This is a genomic window from Roseibium sp. R5, assembly GCF_055755305.1.
Window position 1 is genome coordinate 829,130 of sequence record NZ_CM146910.1, and the last position, 19,493, is coordinate 848,622.

The window sequence follows — 19,493 nt, forward strand, 5'->3', positions numbered from 1 at the left end:
CCGCGGGTGATCCGCGCGGCGGAAAACCGACCGGATATGCAGATGAGGAAATCCATGTGGCCAACGCGGTTCCCTCACGCCGATCGGAGTTCTTTGCCGGACGAGCATGCGCCCGCAAAGCGATGCAAGACCTTGGCTTCCGGCCAACTGCTATCGGTGTAAGTCCCGATCGCAGCCCGATCTGGCCCCGCGGTTTGACTGGCACCATCAGCCACTGCAAAACAGTGTGTCTCGCGGCGGTCGCCCGGCAGACGGATAATATCCTGTCGATCGGGCTCGATATTGAGCCCGATTCACCTCTCCACGAAGACATGTGGGATACCATTTGTACGTCAAACGAACGTAAATGGCTTGCCCGGCTGCCTAGTAGCCAGAGGGCTCGCCAGGCGCTCCGAATGTTTACGGCCAAAGAAAGTGCTTACAAGGCGCAGTACCCGCTCACGCAGGAGTTTTTCGAGTTTGAAGATCTGGAGATCACATTTGATGGCCATGATTTCTTCGCAGTGCTCCAGCGCAAAGTCCCAGGCTTTGCCAAGGGGACAAAATTTCGGGGACGCCAGGTGATTTACAACGGGCATGTCGTGTCAGCGGTTTGTGTCAACTCTGAACAATTCAAGAAAGGCGCTGTGTCATGAGCGGAAGCGCAGACCAGCGCGGCGGACGCGTGCTTTTCGTCACAGCGGTGCGGTTGCGCAGAGGATCCAGGGGATTACAGCTGGATGATCAGACCTGCGCCGGGCTCGCCAGATGGGCCGAAAGTTTCGGCCATGTCACTTATATGGGAATTGAGCAGCCGGCCGATTTAGAAGACGATACCTCAGTCACTTGGATCGATATTGCCGACTTGGACTGCCGCGACCGACTCACGGTCGTTGCTCTCCCGTTTGCCTATAAAATCGGACGATTTTTCAAAGACTATAAATCAACCCGGAAGATGGTTGGCGAAGAGATCGCCAAGGCAGATCACTTGTGTTTCACCCTCGGATACCTGTTTGGTGACTGGGCCGCCGTGGCCGCTCTTGAAGCGATAAGGCAAAACCGGGACTATGCCGTTTGGTTTGACCGGGTCGAGCACGATGTCATTCGCAGAACGCTTCCCGCGATACCACTCAAGCGGCGGATCAAGGAAGTTGCAACACTGCCCGTGATGGTCCGGTACCATCAGTATCTGATCCGGCACAGCAAACTGGGTTTGTTTCAGGGGCAGGATACGCTGAATGCCTATGCGGACCATTCGACAAATCCGCAATGTGTTTATGACGTGCACACGCAGTACACTGACCTCATCAGTGCGGCAGCGCTGGAAGAAAAAGCCGAACGCGTGCAATCCGGCGCCGCTCTCAAAATCCTCTATGTGGGGCGCGCCTCGGAGATGAAGGGGCCGCTCGATTGGATCGAGGCCATCGCAAAGCCGATGCAATCGGGCGTCCCGCTTCAAGCAAAGTGGATCGGCGACGGCCCTCTCCTGGAAGACATGAAGCAGGGCATTTTAACGCAGGGAATGGACGCCCACATAGAATTGCCGGGGTTTTCTTCTGACCGGGCCGCCATCCTCGCAGAAATGCGAGATGCCGATCTTTTCGTCTATTGCCATAAGACACAGGAGTCGCCCCGATGCCTGATTGAGGCGCTAGTCTCCGGGTGCCCGATCGTCGGTTATCAATCGTCTTATTCGGATGACCTTGTGAGCCAGAACGGCGGCGGCGTCGGTACGCCGCTCAATGATCCGGCTGCATTAAGTGCGACAATCCAAGATCTACATGAAAACCGAAGCAAGCTGGCGCAGCTGATCAAGGCAGCCGCAGCCGACGGATCACGGTTTGATGAACAAACCCTCTATGCCCACAGGGCAGACCTCATTCGAGAGTATGCTTAATGACACGCTTCCAGTTGGTCCTTGCTATCGCCTGCGGTCTATTTGTGATTGCGATTGCTGCCGTTGCGATCATGTTCCTCTCCAGAGGACAAGAGCTCACGACAACCGGCTTTCCATCCCTGCCTGAAGACGGTGAGACACCAGCCGTGCAAAAGATCTTCATTTCCGGTCACAGCCTGACCGATCGTCCTATGCCGGAAATGCTGGCAGCAATTGCCGAGAGTTCCGGACAACCGGTCACTTGGAACATGCAGCATATCGGCGGATCTTCGATCAAACAGCGCAGCCATGGACCGGACGGCCAGTCGCCATGGTCCGGATACGGTTACGGCACGGATAAGGACGGTGCCCCTATCAACGTCCGGGACGAACTTTCGCCCAGTTCTGCAAATGAAACCGAGCCCTATGATGTACTCCTGATCACCGAACAACACCGTCTGCTCGATTCTCTTTTGTGGCAGGAAACCCCTAGGTTTCTCCGCGCCTACCAGGATGTATTTCATGCGCACAATCCGAACGGGCAAAGCTATTTCTACGCGCCCTGGCTTGATGTTGCGAACCTTGAAGACCCATCTTCATGGATCGCTTATGAACACGAGGCCTGGCCAATCTGGCAATGCGCAATTGCAACCGTAAACGCAGGGCTCGCAAAGGACGGCCGAGACGACAGGATCATGCTAGTCCCGGCGTCGCTGGCATTGGCCGACCTGGTGGACCAGCTGGTCTCAACACCAGGTGGACTACCGGGTTTCAAGGACATGTCCGCGCAGGAAATCCTTGCCGCATTGTTCAGTGACAGTGTCCACCTGACACCTTTGGGCAACTCGTTCATGGCAGCGGTTGTTTACGGCACACTTTCGGGAAAGCCCATACCGCAGACAGAATTTGCAAACCTGCCCGGTGACCAGGCTGCCACCCTTCAGGACGTTGCCGATCGTTTCTTAACGGAATATCGCGCCCAGATGCCGACCTTCGGCGAGAACTGCACGGAGAAGGTGCCGGCCTCCTTCAAGATCGCCTATCCGGCTTATACCGAAGAAATGTCGAGACAAGGTGGAACCGGCTTTTTAAGTGCCCGGCTCCAGCGTCTTAAAGAAACTCTGAGCTACTTCCGGAAGCTCTAGACCGAGCCTGTGCAAACCAGGAAACGTCAGTCCGCAACAACGTCCTGCCGCTGGGAGCCGAGGCCCTCAATACCGAGTTCCACAACGTCACCGGCTTTCAGATAGCGCGGCGGTTTCATGCCCATGCCGACACCCGGAGGTGTGCCAGTGGAAATGATGTCGCCCGGATGCAGCGTCATGAACCGGCTGAGGTAGGAGACAAGATACGCCACGGAATACACCATCGTCCGGGTCGACCCGTCCTGAAGCTTCTCGCCATTTACTGTCAGCCACATGTTCAAATCTTGCGGGTCGGCGACCTCGTTCCGTGTGACCAGCCACGGCCCGACCGGGCCAAAACTGTCGCAGGACTTGCCTTTGGTCCACTGGCCTGACCGCTCAATCTGATAGCTGCGCTCCGATATGTCGTTGGCCACCGCATATCCGGCCACATGGTCCATGGCGTCCGCATCATCGACGTATTTCGCGGTCTTGCCGATCACGACAGCCAGTTCAGCTTCCCAGTCCGTCTTTTCGCTGCCGCGCGGCAATAAAGTGGGATCGTTCGGACCACAGATCGCACTGGTTGCCTTCATGAAAATGATCGGTTCCGGCGGCACATCCATACCGGCCTCTTCCGCGTGATCTGCGTAATTCAGACCGATACAGATGAACTTGCCTGTTCCGGCAACACAGGGACCGAGACGCGTTCCGGGTGTGACTTCCGGCAGCTTCTCTACGTCAATGCCGCGAAGGGCCGAAAGACCGGCATCTGACAAAACCGCACCCGCGATATCCGGAACAATGCCCGTGAGATCGCGGATCTTGCCGTCCTTGTCCAGAAGACCTGGTTTTTCGGCGCCTGGGGCCCCATGCCGCAACAACTTCATTCCCGTGTCTCCCCTCTGGCAACAGCCTATTAGTGTTGTGCAAGTGATTGCATGTTCAAGCGCAGCCGAAAAGTGCAGCAGTGCCAAAAAGGACCTGCATCCAGCACACAAAAAAGGCTCCAGGTTTTCCTGAAGCCTCGTTGGGTTTAAGCGCTTTAGGAACTCAAGCGCCAGGAACCTTCATGGCGGAAAAGTCGATCATGATGTTCTCCTGATAGGCTTTCCGCTCACACAGCCGGTCATAATAGGCTTTCAGTTGCGGGAGATCCGCACGATCGAAATCCAGCTCGTAGTACCGGTACAAAAGGCCGCCAACCTGGTAGTCGACGAGATTGAGTGCATCACCGCCGAAATACGGACCTTTGATGTTTGCCTCGAAGATAGCCATCGCCTGCTTCAGAGCCGCTTCTGCCTGAGCAACCGCAGCTCCGTTGCGGTCTTCCACAGTCACCCGGACCATCTGGATAAAGATCGTTGGGATCAACGGCACATAGATGTGCTGACGGGACATGTCGGCCCATTTTTCGATCTGCGCGGCCGCCATCGGGTCGTTCGGATGCCCACCAAAACGGCGCATCAGATAACGCAGGATGGTCACTGCTTCCGAAATCGCCTGACCATCTTCTTCCAGAACCGGCACAAGACCCAGCGGGTTCATGCCCAAGAACTCTTGGGTGTCCGTGCCGCCAAACGGGCCCCCTACATCAAGGCGTTCATACTCGACACCCAGCTCGTCCAGGCACCAGATCACGGGCTGCACATTGGCCGAGGTCTTGCGGCCATGGATCTTGATCATTTTCAACTGTCTCCCAAACTGGATGTCGCTTTTTGTTGCGGCTGGATAATGCCCGGTCATGCGCGTTGAGCCAATGGCTTCAAAAATTGAATTGCAGCACAATTCGTCCTGCATGGCCGCCGCCGGAACCCACGATGCCCCGGCAGCTACCCCAACTATCGTTTCGGGATGATGTTGTGCTCCGGACCAAACGGGAAGCCGGTAATGTTCTCCGCACCATCTTCCGTCACGATCAGGATGTCATGCTCACGATATCCACCCGCACCCGGCTCTCCTTCCGGGATCATGATCATTGGCTCCATGGAGACAACCATTCCGGGTTCCAAGACGGTATCGACGTCTTCCCGCAACTCAACTGAAGCCTCACGGCCATAGTAGTGGCTCAAGACCCCGAATGAGTGGCCATATCCAAAACTGCGATACTTCAGAAGATCGTGGCTGCGGTAGATGTCATTCAGCTCCGCCGCGATGTCGCGGCAGCGCGCACCCGGTTTGATGAGCTTCAGGCCTTCACGGTGGACGTGACAGTTCACTTCCCAAAGCTTCAAATGGTCATCAGAGACATGCTCGCAGAACAGCGTGCGCTCCAACGCCGTGTAGTAACCAAAAATCATCGGGAAACAGTTCAGGCTCAAGATGTCGCCGGCTTCCACCACCTTGTTGGTCACCGGGTTATGCGCGCCGTCCGTGTTGATACCGGACTGGAACCAGGTCCACGTGTCCATCAGCTCGACAAACGGGAAGGACTTGGCGATTTCGCGGATCATGGCATTGGTGGATGCAATCGCGACCTCGTGCTCGGTAACGCCCGCTTGAACGGCATCAACGAGCGCCGCGCCGCCAACGTCACAGATACGGGCGCCCTCACGGATCAACGCATGCTCTTCCGCGCTTTTGATGGTTCGCTGGGTCATTGCATCCGCTGCAATGTCGACCAGCTCGACCCCCGGCAAAGCCGCCTCAAGTTGCTTCAATAGATCCAGAGAGACGTGATCGAACTCGATGCCGACACGCTTCACGGAAGCATTGGGCAAGCCAAGCAACGACTGGATGGCGTAGAAATAGTTGTCCCGGCGCCAGTCTGTGTAAATGACGGTGTCACCATGGGTCCGGCGCCATGGCTGGCCGCCGTCGATCCCGGCTGCAATCGTGGTTGCGTTGTCCTGAGTGACCAGGAACCCGTATTTCCGGCCGAAGTAGCAATAAAGGAAGCCCGAGTAATAGCAGATGTTGTGATACGAGGTGAACAGACAGGCGTCGATCCCCCGGTCTGCCATCAAGGTCCTGAGCTGAGCCTGCCGGCGGTCCATCTCCCGCGGCGTAAATGGCGAGAATGCCTTTTCGCCATTGTTCATTTCATAAATCCGGATCATGTCGTCGCTCATCGCGTCCTCCTGTGTATCTTCACCAAAGAAGGCCTTGAAAAAAGAAAACGGGCCGGCTTCTGAAAAGAAGCCGGCCCGCCAGGCCCAAACCCAAATTGTCTTGCTGCCGGGACGGTTGTCCGTCCACCCGGTGACTGGCGTTCCGCCACCGGTCTTTTGGAAACAGCTCGGTTACTTCCTACTGCGCAAGCGTGCGCATGTCATGTTCAAAACCGTCACGTCCTGCGCAAATCCGGACAGATGGCGCTAGGTCTCTTAGCCCGGCGTTAGGCCTCTCAAGCGTTCCGACCGGCGGCGCAACAGTTCCAGAACTGTCAGAAGCGCAATTGAAATCGCCACCATGAGCGAGGCGACCGCCAAAATCGTTGGTGAGATCTGTTCGCGCAAACCGGTGAACATTTGCCAGGGCAAAGTCTGCTGACTGGCAGATCCGAGGAACAAGACCACGACCACCTCATCAAAGGACGTGATGAACGCAAACAAGGCTCCAGACACAACACCTGGAATGATCAGCGGCATCTGGACCTTGAAGAAGGTCGTAACCGGATCAGCCCCCATGCTTGCAGCTGCGCGGACGAGGCTTTTGTCAAACCCGACCAGCGTCGCTGTCACCGTGATGATCACAAACGGGGTGCCAAGAGCCGCGTGTGCCAGTACGACCCCCCAGTAGGTGCCTTGCAGACCGATCCGGGAATAGAAGAAGTACATGCCTGCGGCCGAGATGATCAACGGCACGATCATCGGCGAGATGAGGACCGCCATAATTGCCGACTTGTACGGTACATGACTTTGAGACAGACCGATCGCTGCAAGCGTCCCCAGGAACGTTGCAAGGATTGTTGCGGCCGGAGCAATCATCACCGAGTTGCGCAGGGCCTGCTGCCAGTCCGGGTTGGTGAAGAAGTCGTGATAGTGCTTCAACGAATACCCGGCCGGATCAAGAGCCAGCATTTCTGGTGTGAACGTGAAGAAGTCCTGTGCGTTGAAGCTCAACGGCACGATCACCATGATCGGAAAGATCAGGAAGAAGAAGATCAATCCGCAAATGACCCGGAAGCTGTAATGCCAAGTCCTTTGAAGCGGGGAGGCATATGGAGGTAAAGCGCTCATGTTCGTCACCCCAGCTTCACGTTGTCGATGCCTACGATACGATCATAGACCATAAAGAGGAGCAGCACCGCGACGAGCAACAAAGTGCCGAGTGCTGCGGCAAGACCCCAGTTCAACGAACTGGAAATGTGGAACGCAATCCGGTTGGAGATGAAGATACCGGATGTGCCGCCGACCAATTCTGGCGTGATGTAGTAACCGATCGACAGAATGAACACGAGAATCGCGCCAGCTCCGATGCCTGGGATCGATTGCGGGAAATAGACGCGCCAGAATGCAGTCCAGTCATTCGCCCCAAGGCTCTTGGCCGCGCGCACATAGGATGGCGAAATCGTCTTCATCACCGAATAAAGCGGCAGGATCATAAAGGGCAGCAAGATGTGCGTCATGGCGATGATCGTGCCCGTCTGGTTGTTGATCATCACCAATCTGTTTGCGTCTCCTATTATCCCTATCCAGACAAGGAAATCGTTGATCACCCCTTGCTGCTGTAGAAGCACTTTCCAAGCAGACGTCCGAACGAGAAGCGATGTCCAGAACGGCAGCAAGACCAGAATCAGAAGCAGGTTGGAGTACCTGAGTGGCAAGGCTGCCAGCAAGAACGCGATCGGATACCCCAATAACAGGCACGACACCGTAATCATGATCGAAAGCAGCAACGTGCGATAGAACAGATAAAGGTAGATCCGTTCATCTTCCGGCTTCAACTCGACACCGGTTGGTGTCAACTGCGCATCAGCCGCAGACAGGAAATAGCCAGATGTAAATTTGGGGGCGAATGTCTTGATGACCGCCCAGTTTTCAGCACTTCCCCAGTCATCATCCGCGTCGATGAACAACTCTTTGATGCTGACTGTTTCAAAGTTTGGCGCGGCAGCCGCCGCTTGGCCAACGAGTGTCGCCGTTTCTCCGGAAAACGCAGATGCGGCGTCCGGGTTTGCGATCAGGTCCTGATACAGCGCCTTATAGACAGGGACCCAGGGATCTTCCTCCATCGGGCTGTCGCTGTCTTCCGTCTGGATGAAGCGGGCGAATGCGCCGTACAGATCTGCCGTTACCGGCAAGGCGTTGCGGGCGGCGTCCGACACCACAAAAGCCGGTTCCGGTCCAGATGGATTTGCTGCCCAGGTTTCTTGCGCTGATATCCACTCAGGCGTTCCAAACATGGTCGCCCAAGTCACTGGCTCTTTCCAGGCTGCATTCAGGTCGATCAGCTGATCGGCGTAAACTTCTCCGAAATCGTCGACGCGCCGTCCAGTCCGCCTGAACATGGACGAAAGACCCGTCTGTTCATAGTTGAGGCGGGTTCCAAGCTGCGTATGACGCTTGTTTTCAACGGCAATAATCAGATCGTACAGGAGCGCATTGTAGACGTCTTCGCCGGGAGCTTGTCCCGAAGCCTCATCCCACTCCTCCAGCGCGACCACTGTCCGCGGCAGTGTCTCGGAAACGATCTCGTTTTCGACAGACCGGAACAACATATCGATGATCGGCGCGACGAAGGTGATCAGGACAAAGATCAAGAGGGGCGCGATCAATAGAAATGACCGCAGCTTTTCCCGCCGAAGCGCGCGCGCAAGCGCGGCTTTTAACGGTTTTCCGTCTTGCGTCGTCAACACCTGGTCAGAGGTGGTATCGCTCATGCAAACTGACTTCCGTGAAAAGAAAAGAAGAACGGACGGGGCGTACCCCGTCCGCAGGCCTCAAAAGGCCAATTATTGTGCGAGCCAGGCCTGGAACTTTGCGTCCAGGTCATCGCGGTAATCCGCCCACCACTCATAGTTATAGAGGAAGGTGTTTTTGGCGTTTTCCGGATCGGTCGGCATGTGCGGAGCCATGTCGATACCCAGCGATGCGTGCTGACCAACCAGCGGTGCGGACGACTTACGTGCCGGACCGTAGGAGATGTATTTTGCCTGGTCGGCAAGACGCTGTGTATCGGTCGCGAACTTCACGAAGTCCTTGACGCGCGCGAGGCGCTCTTCAGACAGACCGGTCGGGATGATCCAACCGTCAAGGTCGAACACCTGAGCGTCCCAGAGCATTTTCACCGGCTGTTTCTGCTCTTCGATCAGAGCAAAGAGACGGCCGTTGTAGGTAGAACCGATGACGACTTCGCTGTCAGCCAGAAGCTGCGGGGTTTCCGCACCAGCAGACCACCAGACAACGTTGTCCTTGATGGAATCAAGCTTGGCGAATGCACGGTCCTGACCTTCTTCTGTCTCCAGAACGTCATAGACGTCTTCCTTGGCAACACCGTCACACAGGAGTGCCCACTCCATGTTGTTGATCGGACGCTTTTCGAGCGACCGCTTGCCCGGGAAAGCTTCGAGATCGAACACATCACAGATGTCATCCGGCTCTTTGCCGCCCCAGTCGGCTACGTCAGTGCGATAACCGAAGGTCGTGGAGTAAACGATCTGCGGGATGAAGCACTCGGAGACGAGAAGGTCGCCGAAGTCATCAGATGCAGAGGTGCCGTCCGGTGCCGCCGCAAGGTCGGTGTCCGGATCGATTTCCATTGCAAGGCCTTCGTCGCACAGACGGATGGCGTCAGATGCAACAACGTCAACGAGGTCCCAGGTGATGTTCCCAGCTTCGTTCATCGCGCGCAGCTTGGCAACAGCTTCTGCAGACGACTCGTCCCAAATGACATTCACTTCCGGATGCATTGCTACATAAGGATCAGCATAAGCAGCCTTTTGGGATGCTTGATAAGCACCGCCCCAGGATACCAGCGTCATGTCTTCCGCAGTTGCTGCGCCACCGGCCATAGCCAGGGCAGTTCCTGCAAGAACCAATGTCTTGAGCTTCATGTTTGGTAGCTCCCTCTTTTAGGATTGAACGGTTTTCTTCCGTCGATCTCGCTAGCGGCCGAACACCGGCCGCCCTGCGACTTTAGACAACAGCGTCGAGCGCTTTGCAGTCATTCAACGCCCAGCCCACAGGGACTGTTTCGCCGACATGCAGCTTGCGCTTCTCTCCGCGGTTGCGAACTTTTACAATGAACTCATCATTGCCAGCCACGTTCATACGAACGCGGATGTGGTCACCCAGATAAATGAGTTCTTCGATCCGGCCATTGACAATATTGTCCATGCTGTCGTGGGTGTCGAACTCGACACGCTCAGGACGGAGCGACAATGTGGTCTTGTCGCCAACAGAGCTGACATTTACACGGTCGGCCTTGAGTTGTGTTCCGTCACCAAGCTCCACACGGCACTCTTCGCCCTGGATATCAATGACCTTGCCATTGAGCTTGTTGTTCTCGCCAATGAACTGCGCCACGAAAGAGTTTTGCGGATCTTCGTAAAGATCATCCGGCGTGGACAGTTGCTGGATGACGCCATCATTGAACACGGCGACGCGGTCCGACATGGTCAACGCTTCGGTCTGGTCGTGCGTCACGTAAACAACAGTCACGCCGAGATTTTCATGGATGTGCTTAATCTCGTACTGCATCTGCTCGCGCAACTGCTTGTCGAGCGCGCCGAGCGGCTCATCCATCAAAACGAGTTCCGGGTCGAACACCAATGCACGGGCAACTGCGACACGCTGCTGCTGACCACCGGACAGTTGTGCTGGGCGCCGGTTTCCGAAGCTGCCAAGCTCCACCATATCAAGCGCGCGCTGAACCTTCTCTTCCTGCTCCGCTTTGCTGACGTTGCGGACCTGAAGCGGAAAGGCAAGGTTTTCTGACACTGTCATGTGCGGGAACAAGGCGTAGTTCTGAAAGACCATACCGATCCCGCGCTTGTGCGGCGGGACATTGTTGATCGGCCGGTCGTTAAGATAGATTTCGCCGTGCGTTGCCGGTTCGAAGCCTGCCAGCATCATCAGGCAGGTGGTTTTGCCAGACCCGGACGGACCAAGCATGGTCAGAAATTCGCCCGGCGGGATATCCAGATTGAGATTTTTACGACAAGGCTTTCGCCGTCATAGCTTTTTTGAACGCTGTCATACTTAACAGCAGCGCCCCGATTATTCGCCATTTTGTCCCCAAGTCTGGTTTGTTTGTTTTTATCAGCCCCAGCGATTTCCGACCGCACCCCTCCGTGCCGCCTGTCTTCGTTTCAGCTGTGAGCGGTAGCAAAACAAAAATCAAAGCCCTTTGAAAGGGGGGGCATCAAAAAAAACTAATATTTTTTAATCACATGCTGATTGAATATTTTGCAGCGCGAAACAACTTCGGCAGAATTGCTGAGCCAAGCAATGATCAAAAAACACCTTTTGTCCAACTGCATTTCCAGCGATCTAGAACGCTCTAAGAATCCATTAGCGGCAGAAAGACCAAACGTTTATGAGCGCATTCAAAACATACTAGATCGATTTAAATATGCGGCAATGCACAACAACATTGCCCGTCCCTGTTCCGGCTGCGTGATCGTCTTTATTCAGGTGAACTGATGTTCAGCACGGTCAACCCAGCTGATCTCCAGCCTGGGTCTTTCGGCCGCTGACACCCCTGTGCAAGTCTTTGAAACTCCGCTAAGTTCAGCCACCACACATGGGGATTGAAGTGCCACAAAGCGCCGGACAGCAGCCTGACTATCTGACGACCCGCGAGGTCGCCGACCTGTTGCGGGTCAAGGAGCGCAAGGTCTATGACCTTGCAGCTGCCGATGAGATCCCCCACCGGCGCATCACGGGCAAACTCCTGTTTCCGGCTTCCGAAATCCGCGCTTGGATCGAAGGGTCTGGATCACTTGTACCGGACGACCGGCCCGCGGTGATCACAGGGTCTCATGATCCGTTGCTCGACTGGGCCATCAGAGATTCCGGCTGCGGTCTTGCCACGCTGTTCAATGGCAGCCGGGAGGGTCTTGCCTGTTTTGCCGATCACCGTGCTGCCCTGTCCGGCTTGCATATTCCCGAAGAAACAGGTTGGAACGTTGGCTCAGCCTCCGAACTCGGCGTTACAGACGCTGTACTCATCGGCTGGGCCATCCGAAAACGCGGGCTTTTGGTCTCAAGCGATGCAGCCCATGACATTCATTCGGTTGCCGATCTCAGAGGCAAGCGCGTTGTGCGCCGTCAACCGGGCGCCGGTGCAGCGGCCCTTTTTTCAAGGCTTCTGGAAGAGGCCGGCTTGAGCCAAGAGGATCTTCAGGCTTCGAGCGGATATGCCTACACCGAGAGTGAGGCGGCCGGGGCTGTTGCCAGCGGGGATGCGGACGCAGCACTTGGCGTTGAAGCCATGGCCAAACAGTACAAACTCGGATTTGTCCCGCTAACCGATGAACACTTTGATCTTTTGATCGACCGGAAGTCCTACTTCACTGATCCCGTTCAGCGGCTTTTGAACTTCACCCGGACGCAGCAGTTTCAGGACAAAGCCGCCAATATGGGCGGCTATGACCTCTCTCCGCTCGGCCGCGTCCGCTGGCTCTCTCCTTGAACGCAACAGACAGATTTTTATGACCGATATTCGCCCTCATGAAGTGTTCGTCCCGACCACGCCGCCCGAAGATGCCCAGCTGCGCTATATCGGGCGGATCCACACGCCCTGGGTGGAGCGCAAGGAGTGCCCGCGGCGCGGCGATCCTGAAAACGGGCCGGACTGCCGGATTGAAGTGTTCGAGCCATGGGTCCCGGCGCTCAAAAATATTGAGACCTTCGACAGCATCGAGGTGCTGTATTGGCTTGATCGTGCCCGGCGTGACCTGGTCATCCAGAACCCGGCGCACACCGGGGATGTCCGTGGGACCTTTGCGCTGCGCTCGCCCAACCGGCCCAACCCCATCGGCACCTCGCTGGTCAAACTGATTTCAGTCGACGGTCCCCTTTTGACCGTACGCGGGCTCGACTGCCTCAACGGCACTCCTCTGATCGATCTCAAACCCGATCGGTGCGCCTTCACGGACAAACCGCGGTCCGGCGCGTAGTTCAAACGCGCTTACCCCGTTGGGTAGCTTGACAGACGTTCGTCAAGATTGCCAATGCTTGTCGCAACAATCATACGGGAGAAGCTCAATGGATACGCCGGTGCAATCCGCAGCCAGCAAAGTGAACGACGTAGTTTCCGTCGAAAAACTCGGCGATGTCGCGCTTGTCGCGCTCAACAACCCGCCGGTCAACGCTGCTTCCCAAGCCTTGCGTCAGGGCATCCATCAAACTGTTTCAGACCTGCAGAAAGACCCCGGGATCAAGGCCATTGGCCTCTACGGTGAAGGCCGCACCTTCATTGCAGGCGCGGATATCCGGGAATTCGGCAAACCGCCGCAAGACCCTTGGCTGCCGGACCTATGCAATTTCCTTGAGAATTCTGAAACGCCCATCGCTTGCATCATTCATGGCACGGCTCTCGGCGGCGGCCTAGAAGTTGCCATGAGCTGCCATGCGCGCATTGCAGTTCCCAGCGCCAAGGTCGGGCTCCCGGAAGTCACCCTTGGCATTCTGCCGGGTGCGGGCGGCACACAACGCGCACCGCGCCTTGCCGGCGTTGCTGCTTCTTTGGACATGATTACCAGTGGCAAGCCGATTTCGGCGCAAAAGGCGCTGGAGTCCGGGCTGGTCGATGCGGTCGAAGAGGGCGCGCCACGCGATCTTGCGCTCAAGGCTGCGCAAGCGCTTGCAGACGGCACCTTGAGCCATCGCAAGACGGGCGAACTGAAGACAGCCGCCGATCCGGACGCCATAGAGGCCTACCGGCAGAAACTGCAAAAGACACAACCGTTGTTGTTCTCACCGCACAAGTGCGTGGATGCGGTTGAAGCCAGCACACTGCCGCTGGCCGATGGCTTAATAAAAGAGCGCAGCCTATTTCAGGACTGCATGGAAAGCCCGCAGCGCGCCGGTCTGATCCATGCCTTCTTTGCTGAGCGGGCTGTGTCAAAAATCCCGGAAGCCAACGAACCGCCCCGCCAGGTCTCAAAGATCGGCGTGATAGGCGGTGGCACAATGGGCTCCGGCATTGCGACCGCGTGCCTCCTGGCCGGGTTTAATGTTACCCTGACCGAACGAGACCAGGGCGGACTCGACCGGGGCCTGGCGACAATTGCCAAGAACCTGGACGGCGCCGTCAAACGCGGCAAGCTTGCAGCCGACAAGCGCGATCAGATCCTCTCCGGTAATCTGTCCTCCGCGGTCGAATTGGGTGCCTTGGCAGAAGCCGATCTCATCATTGAGGCCGTGTTCGAAGAGATGGATGTGAAGCGCAGCATCTTCACCGAGCTCGACAAGGTGGCAAAGCCCGGCGCGGTGCTTGCCTCCAACACCTCCTATCTCGACATCAACGAAATCGCTTCCGTGACGAGCCGTCCGCAGGATGTGATTGGCCTGCATTTCTTCTCGCCGGCCCATGTCATGCGGCTGCTGGAAGTGGTCGTCGCTGAAAAGACAGCACCGGACGCGGTGGCGACCGGCTTTGCCCTTGCAAAAAAACTGAAAAAAGTCGCTGTCCGGGCCGGGGTCTGCGACGGCTTCATCGGCAACCGCATTCTGTCTTTCTACAAGAAGGCTGCGGATTACATGATGATGGACGGTGCTTCTCCAGAAGAAGTCGATACGGCCATGACCGATTTCGGGTTCGCTATGGGCCCTTATCAGGTTTACGACCTCGCCGGTCTCGATATCAGCTGGGCGACCAACAAGCGCCGCGCAGCCACCCGACCTGCAGAAGAACGCTACGTCCCGATCATCGACCGGATTTGCGAACAGGGCTGGTTTGGCCGGAAAACCGGCAGCGGCTTTTACATCTACGATGAGACGGGTGCCCGCCCGAACCCGGATACCCTCAAAATCATTGATGAAGAACGGGCCAAGGCCGGGATCACACCGCGCAAATTCACGGCAGAAGAGATCGTCAGCCGGTTCATGACCGCGATGATTTCCGAGGCAATCCGCGTTCTTGAGGACGGCATCGCGCTCCGGCCAATCGACATCGATGCGGTTTATCTCTTCGGCTACGGCTTCCCACGGTTCCGTGGCGGGCCAATGCACACAGCAGACCAAATCGGCGCAGCGGAACTCGTCAAGCGCATCGAAGCCTTTGCTGAGGAAGACAGCTACTACTGGCAGGTTCCGGCTCTCCTGCGCCAGATGGCCGCGACCGGTGGAACGTTTGCTGAAAGGAACAACGGCTGAGTTTCATACGTCTGAACCGGCTGGAACTGACCTGTCATCGTGAACATTTGTCATCCCGGGCGAAGCGCAAGCTGAGACCCGGGATCCAATCGTTCGCAGAGCCGCCGGAAAATTGCTCGAAATCTGCAGCGAGCTGAAATGAGAGTAGATCCCGGATCACGTCCGGGATGACCATCAAGGAAAGGCTGGTCTTGATAATTCACACTGCGGTCAGGCCGCCATCGACGGGGATGGCCTGACCGTGGACGGCCGTGTTGTTCGGGTCTGCGAGCCACAGCACGGCCGAGATGACTTCGTCAGATCGAATGACACGGCCCATCGGGCTCCGTTTTGTGAAGGCCGCATCGATCTCGCTGGCCGGCCTGTTCTGGCTTTCCGCCAAGGCTTCGGAAAAGCTCAGGTACATCGACGTTTGCGCAAAGGACGGGCAGACCGCGTTGATCCTGAGGCCGCTGCGCCCCGTCTCGTCGGCAGCCGAGCGCGTCAATCCGACGACGGCGTGTTTTGAAGCCGCATAGGCCGACAACATCCCGGCCCCAACAAGCCCGGCGGCTGAGGCCAAGTTGACGATGGCACCGCGCCCGGCCTTGGCCATCACCGGGATCTGATATTTCATGCCCAAAAAGACACCGCGCACATTCACCGCAAACATCCGGTCAAGATCCTCAACCGCGAGCTGCGTCAATGGTTTGAGATCGTGACAAATACCGGCGTTGTTGAGCGCAATATCAAGGGAACCGAAACGCTCGAGGATTTGATCAATATGCGCTTTGGTCTGGTCTTCATTACCGACGTCATAGGCCTCAATCAGAACATCTGCGCCCGTATCCTGAAGCTTGGCACGGATGCGTTCCAGCCCGCTCTCGTCCCGGTCCGACAAGGCCAAGCGCGCACCGAGCGCTGCAAATTTGCGTGCAGCTTCGGCACCAAAGCCACCGGCGGCTCCGGTGATCATGATCGTTTGGCCTGCAAAACGCTGATCAGCCATGCTGGATAGCCTCCAGGCCGCCCTTGGCAAAACCCGGTACCGCCTTGCCGAGCCTCAGCCCCTGCTCCGGGTTTGAGGCATTGCCGTCAAGCGCACGCTTTTTGACGCCTTGCAGGATCGCGCCCATGCGGAAGAAGCAAAACGCCAGATAAAAACCGAAACCCGGAATGCCGGAGATCCCCATACGCTTACAATAGGCCTCCACAAAATCTTGGTCCTCGGGAATGCCGAGCGTTTTGCGATCAACGCCTGCAAGACCCCGGCCCTCTGCTCCCGGCGGGCAGCGCCATTGCATGATAAGGGCTGCGAGATCCGCAAAAGGATGGCCGAGGGTCGACAGTTCCCAGTCGAGCACCGCGACACACTCCGGACTATCTTTCGCGAACAGCATATTGTCGATCCGGTAATCGCCGTGCACCAGCGTGCGCCGGCCATCGTCTTCCGGAATGCTCTGGTCAAGCCATGCAATCAGCTCGTCCATGTCCGCAATCGTCCCGGTTTCGCTCGCCCTGTACTGTTTGGTCCAGCGATCGATCTGGCGGCGGTAGTAGTTCCCCGCCGGGCCATAATCGACCAGGCCAGCCGCCTCCAGATCCACGGAATGGATGGCAGCGAGCACGCGGTTCATTTCGTCGTAAATTGCCGACCGGGTAGTAGTATCAACGTCCTGGATCCGGGGATCATCAAAGTTCCGCCCTTCGACCAGATCCATGATGTAAAAGGCCGAGCCAATCACATCATCGTCTTCACACAGAACATGCATCCGGGCGACCGGGACATCCGTTGCTGCGAGCGCCTTTTGAACTCGGAACTCTCGGTCAACAGCGTGGGCGGATTTCAAAAGCACACCCGGCGGCTTTCGCCGCAAAGCATAGGCACCTGAGGGCGCGGAGAGCCGGAAGGTCGGGTTTGACTGCCCCCGGTTGAACTTTTCTGCCGTCAACGGCCCTTTGAACCCTGGCAGGTTTTGCTCCAGCCAGGATGCCAGTCGCTTAAGATCCAGTGCCACAGTGGTCATGGCGCGTACCTCACCCGGCGTTGGTGTATTTGCGAAGCTCAACCCGGGCGACCTGGCGCCGGTGGACCGCGTCCGGCCCGTCGGCAAAGCGGAGGGTCCTCAAATGCGCCCACATGCTCGCCAGCGGGAAGTCCTGGCTGATCCCGGCGGCCCCATGGACCTGCATCGCCTCGTCGACCACTTTCAGCGCCATCAGCGGTGCGATGACCTTGATCTTGCTGATCCAGGGCTGCGCTGCACGGGTGCCTTGCGTGTCCATCATCCAGGCCGCCTTCAAGCAGAGCAGGCGCGCCATCTCGATTTCCATGCGCGCATTGGCGATGATGTCGTGATTGGCCCCGAGATCTGCGAGTTTTTTGCCAAAAGCTTCCCGGCTCAGTGCCCGCTTGCACATGAGTTCGAGCGCCCGCTCCGCCTGACCGATCGCCCGCATACAGTGGTGGATCCGGCCCGGGCCGAGGCGTCCTTGCGCCACTTCAAAGCCACGCGCCTGACCCAGAACGAGATCAGCTTCCGGAACGCGCACATTGGTGAAGCGGATGTGCATATGGCCGTGCGGTGCATCATCAGTATTAAAGACATGCATCGGCCGTAGGACTTCCAGTCCATCAGCATCGGCCGGGATCAGGAACATGGAATGGCGGCTGTGCTTATGTGCGTCCGGGTCGGTGCGCGCCATTACAATATAAAGCTTGCAGCGGCTGTCACCGGCCCCGCTCGCCCACCACTTCTCACCGTTCAGCACCCACTCATCGCCGTCTTTGACTGCGGATAAAGCGATGTTGGTGGCATCCGAAGACGCTTCGTCCGGCTCTGTCATCAAATAGGCAGAGCGAATATCGCCGTTCAGAAGCGGTTTCAGCCAGCGGTCTTTGTGGGCTTGCGTGCCATAGCGCTCCAGAACCTCCATGTTGCCGGTGTCCGGGGCATTGCAGTTGAAAACTTCCGCCGCGATGCCGACCTTGCCCATTTCCTCAGCAAGATAGGCATATTCCACTGTGGTCAGACCAAAGCCGCGCTCGCTGTCGGTCAGCCAGAAATTCCAGAGCCCGCGTTCCTTGGCCTTGGCCTTCAACCCTTCCAGGATTTCGATCTGCCGGTCGGTGTGCAAGAACCGGTCACCGGTGGGATGCTTGCCGACTTCCTCATGGTATTCGGCATCCAGCGGCGCGATTTCGGTTTCCACCATGCGGCGCACCTGCTCGATCAGCGGGCGCACCCGGTCCGTTACTCCAAGATCCATAACCTATTCCTCAACAAATCTCGGCGCGCATCCGGGAGATGGCCGCCTTGTATTCCTGTTCCAAACGATTGACGACCTCGGCAGCCGGACCGACGGATTTCACCGCATTGATCCCTTGACCGGCGCCCCAAATGTCCCGCCAGGCTTTCGGTAAATCATCACCATCCGGCAGGATCGACGGCTTCCAGTCCGTCGGTAGATTGTCCGGATCGAGGCCTTCCTTGGTGATTGATGACCTAAGGTAGGTGGCCGGATGGCCGGTAAAAACAGCTGTCGTGATGACATCTTCCGCACTGCCGGCGACCATCATGTCCTTGTAGACATCGGCTGCATCCGCCTCATGCGTTGCCACGAATGGCGAGCCGACGTAGCCGAAGTCGGCGCCAAGAACCCGCGCGGCCAGCAGCGCCTCACCGGTTGAAACCGCACCACCGGCAAGGATCGGGCCGTCGAACCACTCCCGGATTTCACGGATTAAGGCAAATGGCGATTGCGGTCCGCCATGGCCGCCAGCGCCAGCGCACACGGCAATAAGACCGTCGGCCCCCTTGTCGATCGCCTTTTTGGCGTAGGTGTTGTTGATCACGTCATGGAGCGCAATGCCCCCGCAGGAATGCGCGGCCTCGTTGACATCCACCCGCGCGCCCATCGAGGTGATCCAGATCGGCACTTTCCAGCGGACACATATGTCCATGTCCCGTTCCAGGCGCTCATTGGTTTTGCGGACGATCTGATTGACCGCGAAGGGCGCTGCAGGATTGTCCGGATTGGCCTGATTATGGCGGTCGAGTTCCTCCGTGATTTCCTTGAGCCAGGCTTCCAGCATGACCGGCCCGCTATCTTCATCGCGGGCATTGAGCGCCGGGAAACTCCCGATCACACCCGCCTTGCACTGGGCTATCACCAGCTTGGGGCAGGACACGATAAAGAGCGGCGCCGCGACGACCGGCAGCCGCAAATTCTGCAGAGCCTTTGGCAGCTCGCGTTTTTTAAGCATTT

At 57.3% G+C, this 19,493-nt stretch carries 16 protein-coding genes and 1 pseudogene; 6 read left to right on the forward strand and 11 right to left on the reverse strand.

Features of this window, described 5'->3' with window-relative positions; genetic code table 11:
* The first annotated feature begins 56 nt into the window (after positions 1-56).
* From AC0J4F_RS03790 to AC0J4F_RS03800, 3 genes are read left to right on the forward strand one after another with little or no spacing between them, the layout of a single operon-like run.
* Complete coding sequence (locus AC0J4F_RS03790) at positions 57-635, forward strand: 4'-phosphopantetheinyl transferase family protein (RefSeq protein ID WP_473025449.1); 579 nt, start codon at positions 57-59, stop codon at positions 633-635.
* The gene (locus tag AC0J4F_RS03795; RefSeq protein ID WP_473025450.1) at positions 632-1,876 is read left to right on the forward strand and encodes a glycosyltransferase; all 1,245 of its coding nucleotides are present in this window, start codon (positions 632-634) and stop codon (positions 1,874-1,876) included. The genes AC0J4F_RS03790 and AC0J4F_RS03795 overlap by 4 nt, the downstream gene beginning before the upstream one ends.
* Complete coding sequence (locus AC0J4F_RS03800) at positions 1,876-3,000, forward strand: hypothetical protein (RefSeq protein WP_473025451.1); 1,125 nt, start codon at positions 1,876-1,878, stop codon at positions 2,998-3,000. Before AC0J4F_RS03795 ends, AC0J4F_RS03800 begins: the two co-directional genes overlap by 1 nt.
* Before the next feature lie 26 nt (positions 3,001-3,026).
* Here the strand turns inward: AC0J4F_RS03800 and AC0J4F_RS03805 are convergent, their stop codons facing one another.
* The 7 genes and pseudogenes from AC0J4F_RS03805 to AC0J4F_RS03835 all read right to left on the reverse strand — a co-directional run bounded on the left by AC0J4F_RS03805 (position 3,027) and on the right by AC0J4F_RS03835 (position 11,152).
* The gene (locus tag AC0J4F_RS03805) at positions 3,027-3,869 is read right to left on the reverse strand and encodes a fumarylacetoacetate hydrolase family protein (RefSeq protein ID WP_473025452.1); all 843 of its coding nucleotides are present in this window, start codon (positions 3,867-3,869) and stop codon (positions 3,027-3,029) included.
* Positions 3,870-4,032: 163 nt separating this feature from the next.
* A complete protein-coding gene (locus AC0J4F_RS03810) occupies positions 4,033-4,665 on the reverse strand; it encodes a glutathione S-transferase family protein (RefSeq protein ID WP_473025453.1) in 633 nt (210 codons plus the stop codon).
* A gap of 155 nt (positions 4,666-4,820) precedes the next feature.
* Complete coding sequence (locus tag AC0J4F_RS03815; RefSeq protein ID WP_473025454.1) at positions 4,821-6,050, reverse strand: M24 family metallopeptidase; 1,230 nt, start codon at positions 6,048-6,050, stop codon at positions 4,821-4,823.
* A 255-nt stretch (positions 6,051-6,305) separates the two neighbouring features.
* The gene (locus AC0J4F_RS03820; RefSeq protein WP_209172030.1) at positions 6,306-7,160 is read right to left on the reverse strand and encodes an ABC transporter permease; all 855 of its coding nucleotides are present in this window, start codon (positions 7,158-7,160) and stop codon (positions 6,306-6,308) included.
* Between the two features lie 5 nt (positions 7,161-7,165).
* Positions 7,166-8,803 carry an ABC transporter permease gene (locus tag AC0J4F_RS03825; RefSeq protein ID WP_428529237.1) on the reverse strand — a complete coding sequence of 546 codons (1,638 nt, stop codon included), beginning with the start codon at positions 8,801-8,803 and terminating at the stop codon, positions 7,166-7,168.
* A gap of 72 nt (positions 8,804-8,875) precedes the next feature.
* Positions 8,876-9,976 (reverse strand): extracellular solute-binding protein, encoded by a 1,101-nt coding sequence (locus tag AC0J4F_RS03830; RefSeq protein ID WP_133949395.1) that lies wholly within the window; start codon positions 9,974-9,976, stop codon positions 8,876-8,878.
* Between the two features lie 82 nt (positions 9,977-10,058).
* Positions 10,059-11,152, reverse strand: a pseudogene (locus AC0J4F_RS03835) (ABC transporter ATP-binding protein).
* Between the two features lie 527 nt (positions 11,153-11,679).
* Between AC0J4F_RS03835 and AC0J4F_RS03840 the strand changes: the two are divergent.
* The 3 genes from AC0J4F_RS03840 to AC0J4F_RS03850 all read left to right on the forward strand — a co-directional run bounded on the left by AC0J4F_RS03840 (position 11,680) and on the right by AC0J4F_RS03850 (position 15,245).
* A complete protein-coding gene (locus AC0J4F_RS03840; protein WP_473025455.1) occupies positions 11,680-12,558 on the forward strand; it encodes a substrate-binding domain-containing protein in 879 nt (292 codons plus the stop codon).
* Between the two features lie 19 nt (positions 12,559-12,577).
* Positions 12,578-13,045 carry a tRNA (N6-threonylcarbamoyladenosine(37)-N6)-methyltransferase TrmO gene (gene tsaA, locus AC0J4F_RS03845; RefSeq protein WP_473025456.1) on the forward strand — a complete coding sequence of 156 codons (468 nt, stop codon included), beginning with the start codon at positions 12,578-12,580 and terminating at the stop codon, positions 13,043-13,045.
* An 88-nt stretch (positions 13,046-13,133) separates the two neighbouring features.
* Positions 13,134-15,245 carry a 3-hydroxyacyl-CoA dehydrogenase NAD-binding domain-containing protein gene (locus AC0J4F_RS03850; RefSeq protein ID WP_473025457.1) on the forward strand — a complete coding sequence of 704 codons (2,112 nt, stop codon included), beginning with the start codon at positions 13,134-13,136 and terminating at the stop codon, positions 15,243-15,245.
* A gap of 199 nt (positions 15,246-15,444) precedes the next feature.
* Here AC0J4F_RS03850 and AC0J4F_RS03855 read toward each other — a convergent pair whose 3' ends face one another.
* The 4 genes from AC0J4F_RS03855 to AC0J4F_RS03870 are packed head-to-tail and all read right to left on the reverse strand — an operon-like array spanning position 15,445 to position 19,491.
* Positions 15,445-16,233: an SDR family NAD(P)-dependent oxidoreductase gene (locus AC0J4F_RS03855; protein ID WP_473025458.1), complete on the reverse strand. Its 789-nt coding sequence runs from the start codon at positions 16,231-16,233 to the stop codon at positions 15,445-15,447.
* A complete protein-coding gene (locus tag AC0J4F_RS03860) occupies positions 16,226-17,251 on the reverse strand; it encodes a phosphotransferase family protein (RefSeq protein ID WP_473025459.1) in 1,026 nt (341 codons plus the stop codon). The genes AC0J4F_RS03855 and AC0J4F_RS03860 overlap by 8 nt, the downstream gene beginning before the upstream one ends.
* Positions 17,252-17,261: 10 nt before the next feature.
* Entirely contained in the window at positions 17,262-18,494 is a 1,233-nt protein-coding gene (locus AC0J4F_RS03865) for an acyl-CoA dehydrogenase family protein (RefSeq protein ID WP_473025460.1), read from the reverse strand.
* 10 nt (positions 18,495-18,504) lie between these two features.
* The gene (locus AC0J4F_RS03870) at positions 18,505-19,491 is read right to left on the reverse strand and encodes an NAD(P)H-dependent flavin oxidoreductase (RefSeq protein WP_133949409.1); all 987 of its coding nucleotides are present in this window, start codon (positions 19,489-19,491) and stop codon (positions 18,505-18,507) included.
* Positions 19,492-19,493 lie beyond the last annotated feature (2 nt).

Excerpts from the sequence above, each read along its gene's own strand:
- AC0J4F_RS03850 (WP_473025457.1), top strand. The coding sequence starts at position 13,134 with ATGGATACGCCGGTGCAATCCGCAGCCAGCAAAGTGAACGACGTAGTT.
- tsaA (WP_473025456.1), top strand. The coding sequence starts at position 12,578 with ATGACCGATATTCGCCCTCATGAAGTGTTCGTCCCGACCACGCCGCCC.
- AC0J4F_RS03815 (WP_473025454.1), bottom strand. The coding sequence starts at position 6,050 with ATGAGCGACGACATGATCCGGATTTATGAAATGAACAATGGCGAAAAG.
- AC0J4F_RS03795 (WP_473025450.1), top strand. The coding sequence starts at position 632 with ATGAGCGGAAGCGCAGACCAGCGCGGCGGACGCGTGCTTTTCGTCACA.
- AC0J4F_RS03820 (WP_209172030.1), bottom strand. The coding sequence starts at position 7,160 with ATGAGCGCTTTACCTCCATATGCCTCCCCGCTTCAAAGGACTTGGCAT.
- AC0J4F_RS03805 (WP_473025452.1), bottom strand. The coding sequence starts at position 3,869 with ATGAAGTTGTTGCGGCATGGGGCCCCAGGCGCCGAAAAACCAGGTCTT.
- AC0J4F_RS03855 (WP_473025458.1), bottom strand. The coding sequence starts at position 16,233 with ATGGCTGATCAGCGTTTTGCAGGCCAAACGATCATGATCACCGGAGCC.
- AC0J4F_RS03825 (WP_428529237.1), bottom strand. The coding sequence starts at position 8,803 with ATGAGCGATACCACCTCTGACCAGGTGTTGACGACGCAAGACGGAAAA.
- AC0J4F_RS03800 (WP_473025451.1), top strand. The coding sequence starts at position 1,876 with ATGACACGCTTCCAGTTGGTCCTTGCTATCGCCTGCGGTCTATTTGTG.
- AC0J4F_RS03830 (WP_133949395.1), bottom strand. The coding sequence starts at position 9,976 with ATGAAGCTCAAGACATTGGTTCTTGCAGGAACTGCCCTGGCTATGGCC.
- AC0J4F_RS03865 (WP_473025460.1), bottom strand. The coding sequence starts at position 18,494 with ATGGATCTTGGAGTAACGGACCGGGTGCGCCCGCTGATCGAGCAGGTG.
- AC0J4F_RS03870 (WP_133949409.1), bottom strand. The coding sequence starts at position 19,491 with ATGCTTAAAAAACGCGAGCTGCCAAAGGCTCTGCAGAATTTGCGGCTG.
- AC0J4F_RS03860 (WP_473025459.1), bottom strand. The coding sequence starts at position 17,251 with ATGACCACTGTGGCACTGGATCTTAAGCGACTGGCATCCTGGCTGGAG.
- AC0J4F_RS03810 (WP_473025453.1), bottom strand. The coding sequence starts at position 4,665 with ATGATCAAGATCCATGGCCGCAAGACCTCGGCCAATGTGCAGCCCGTG.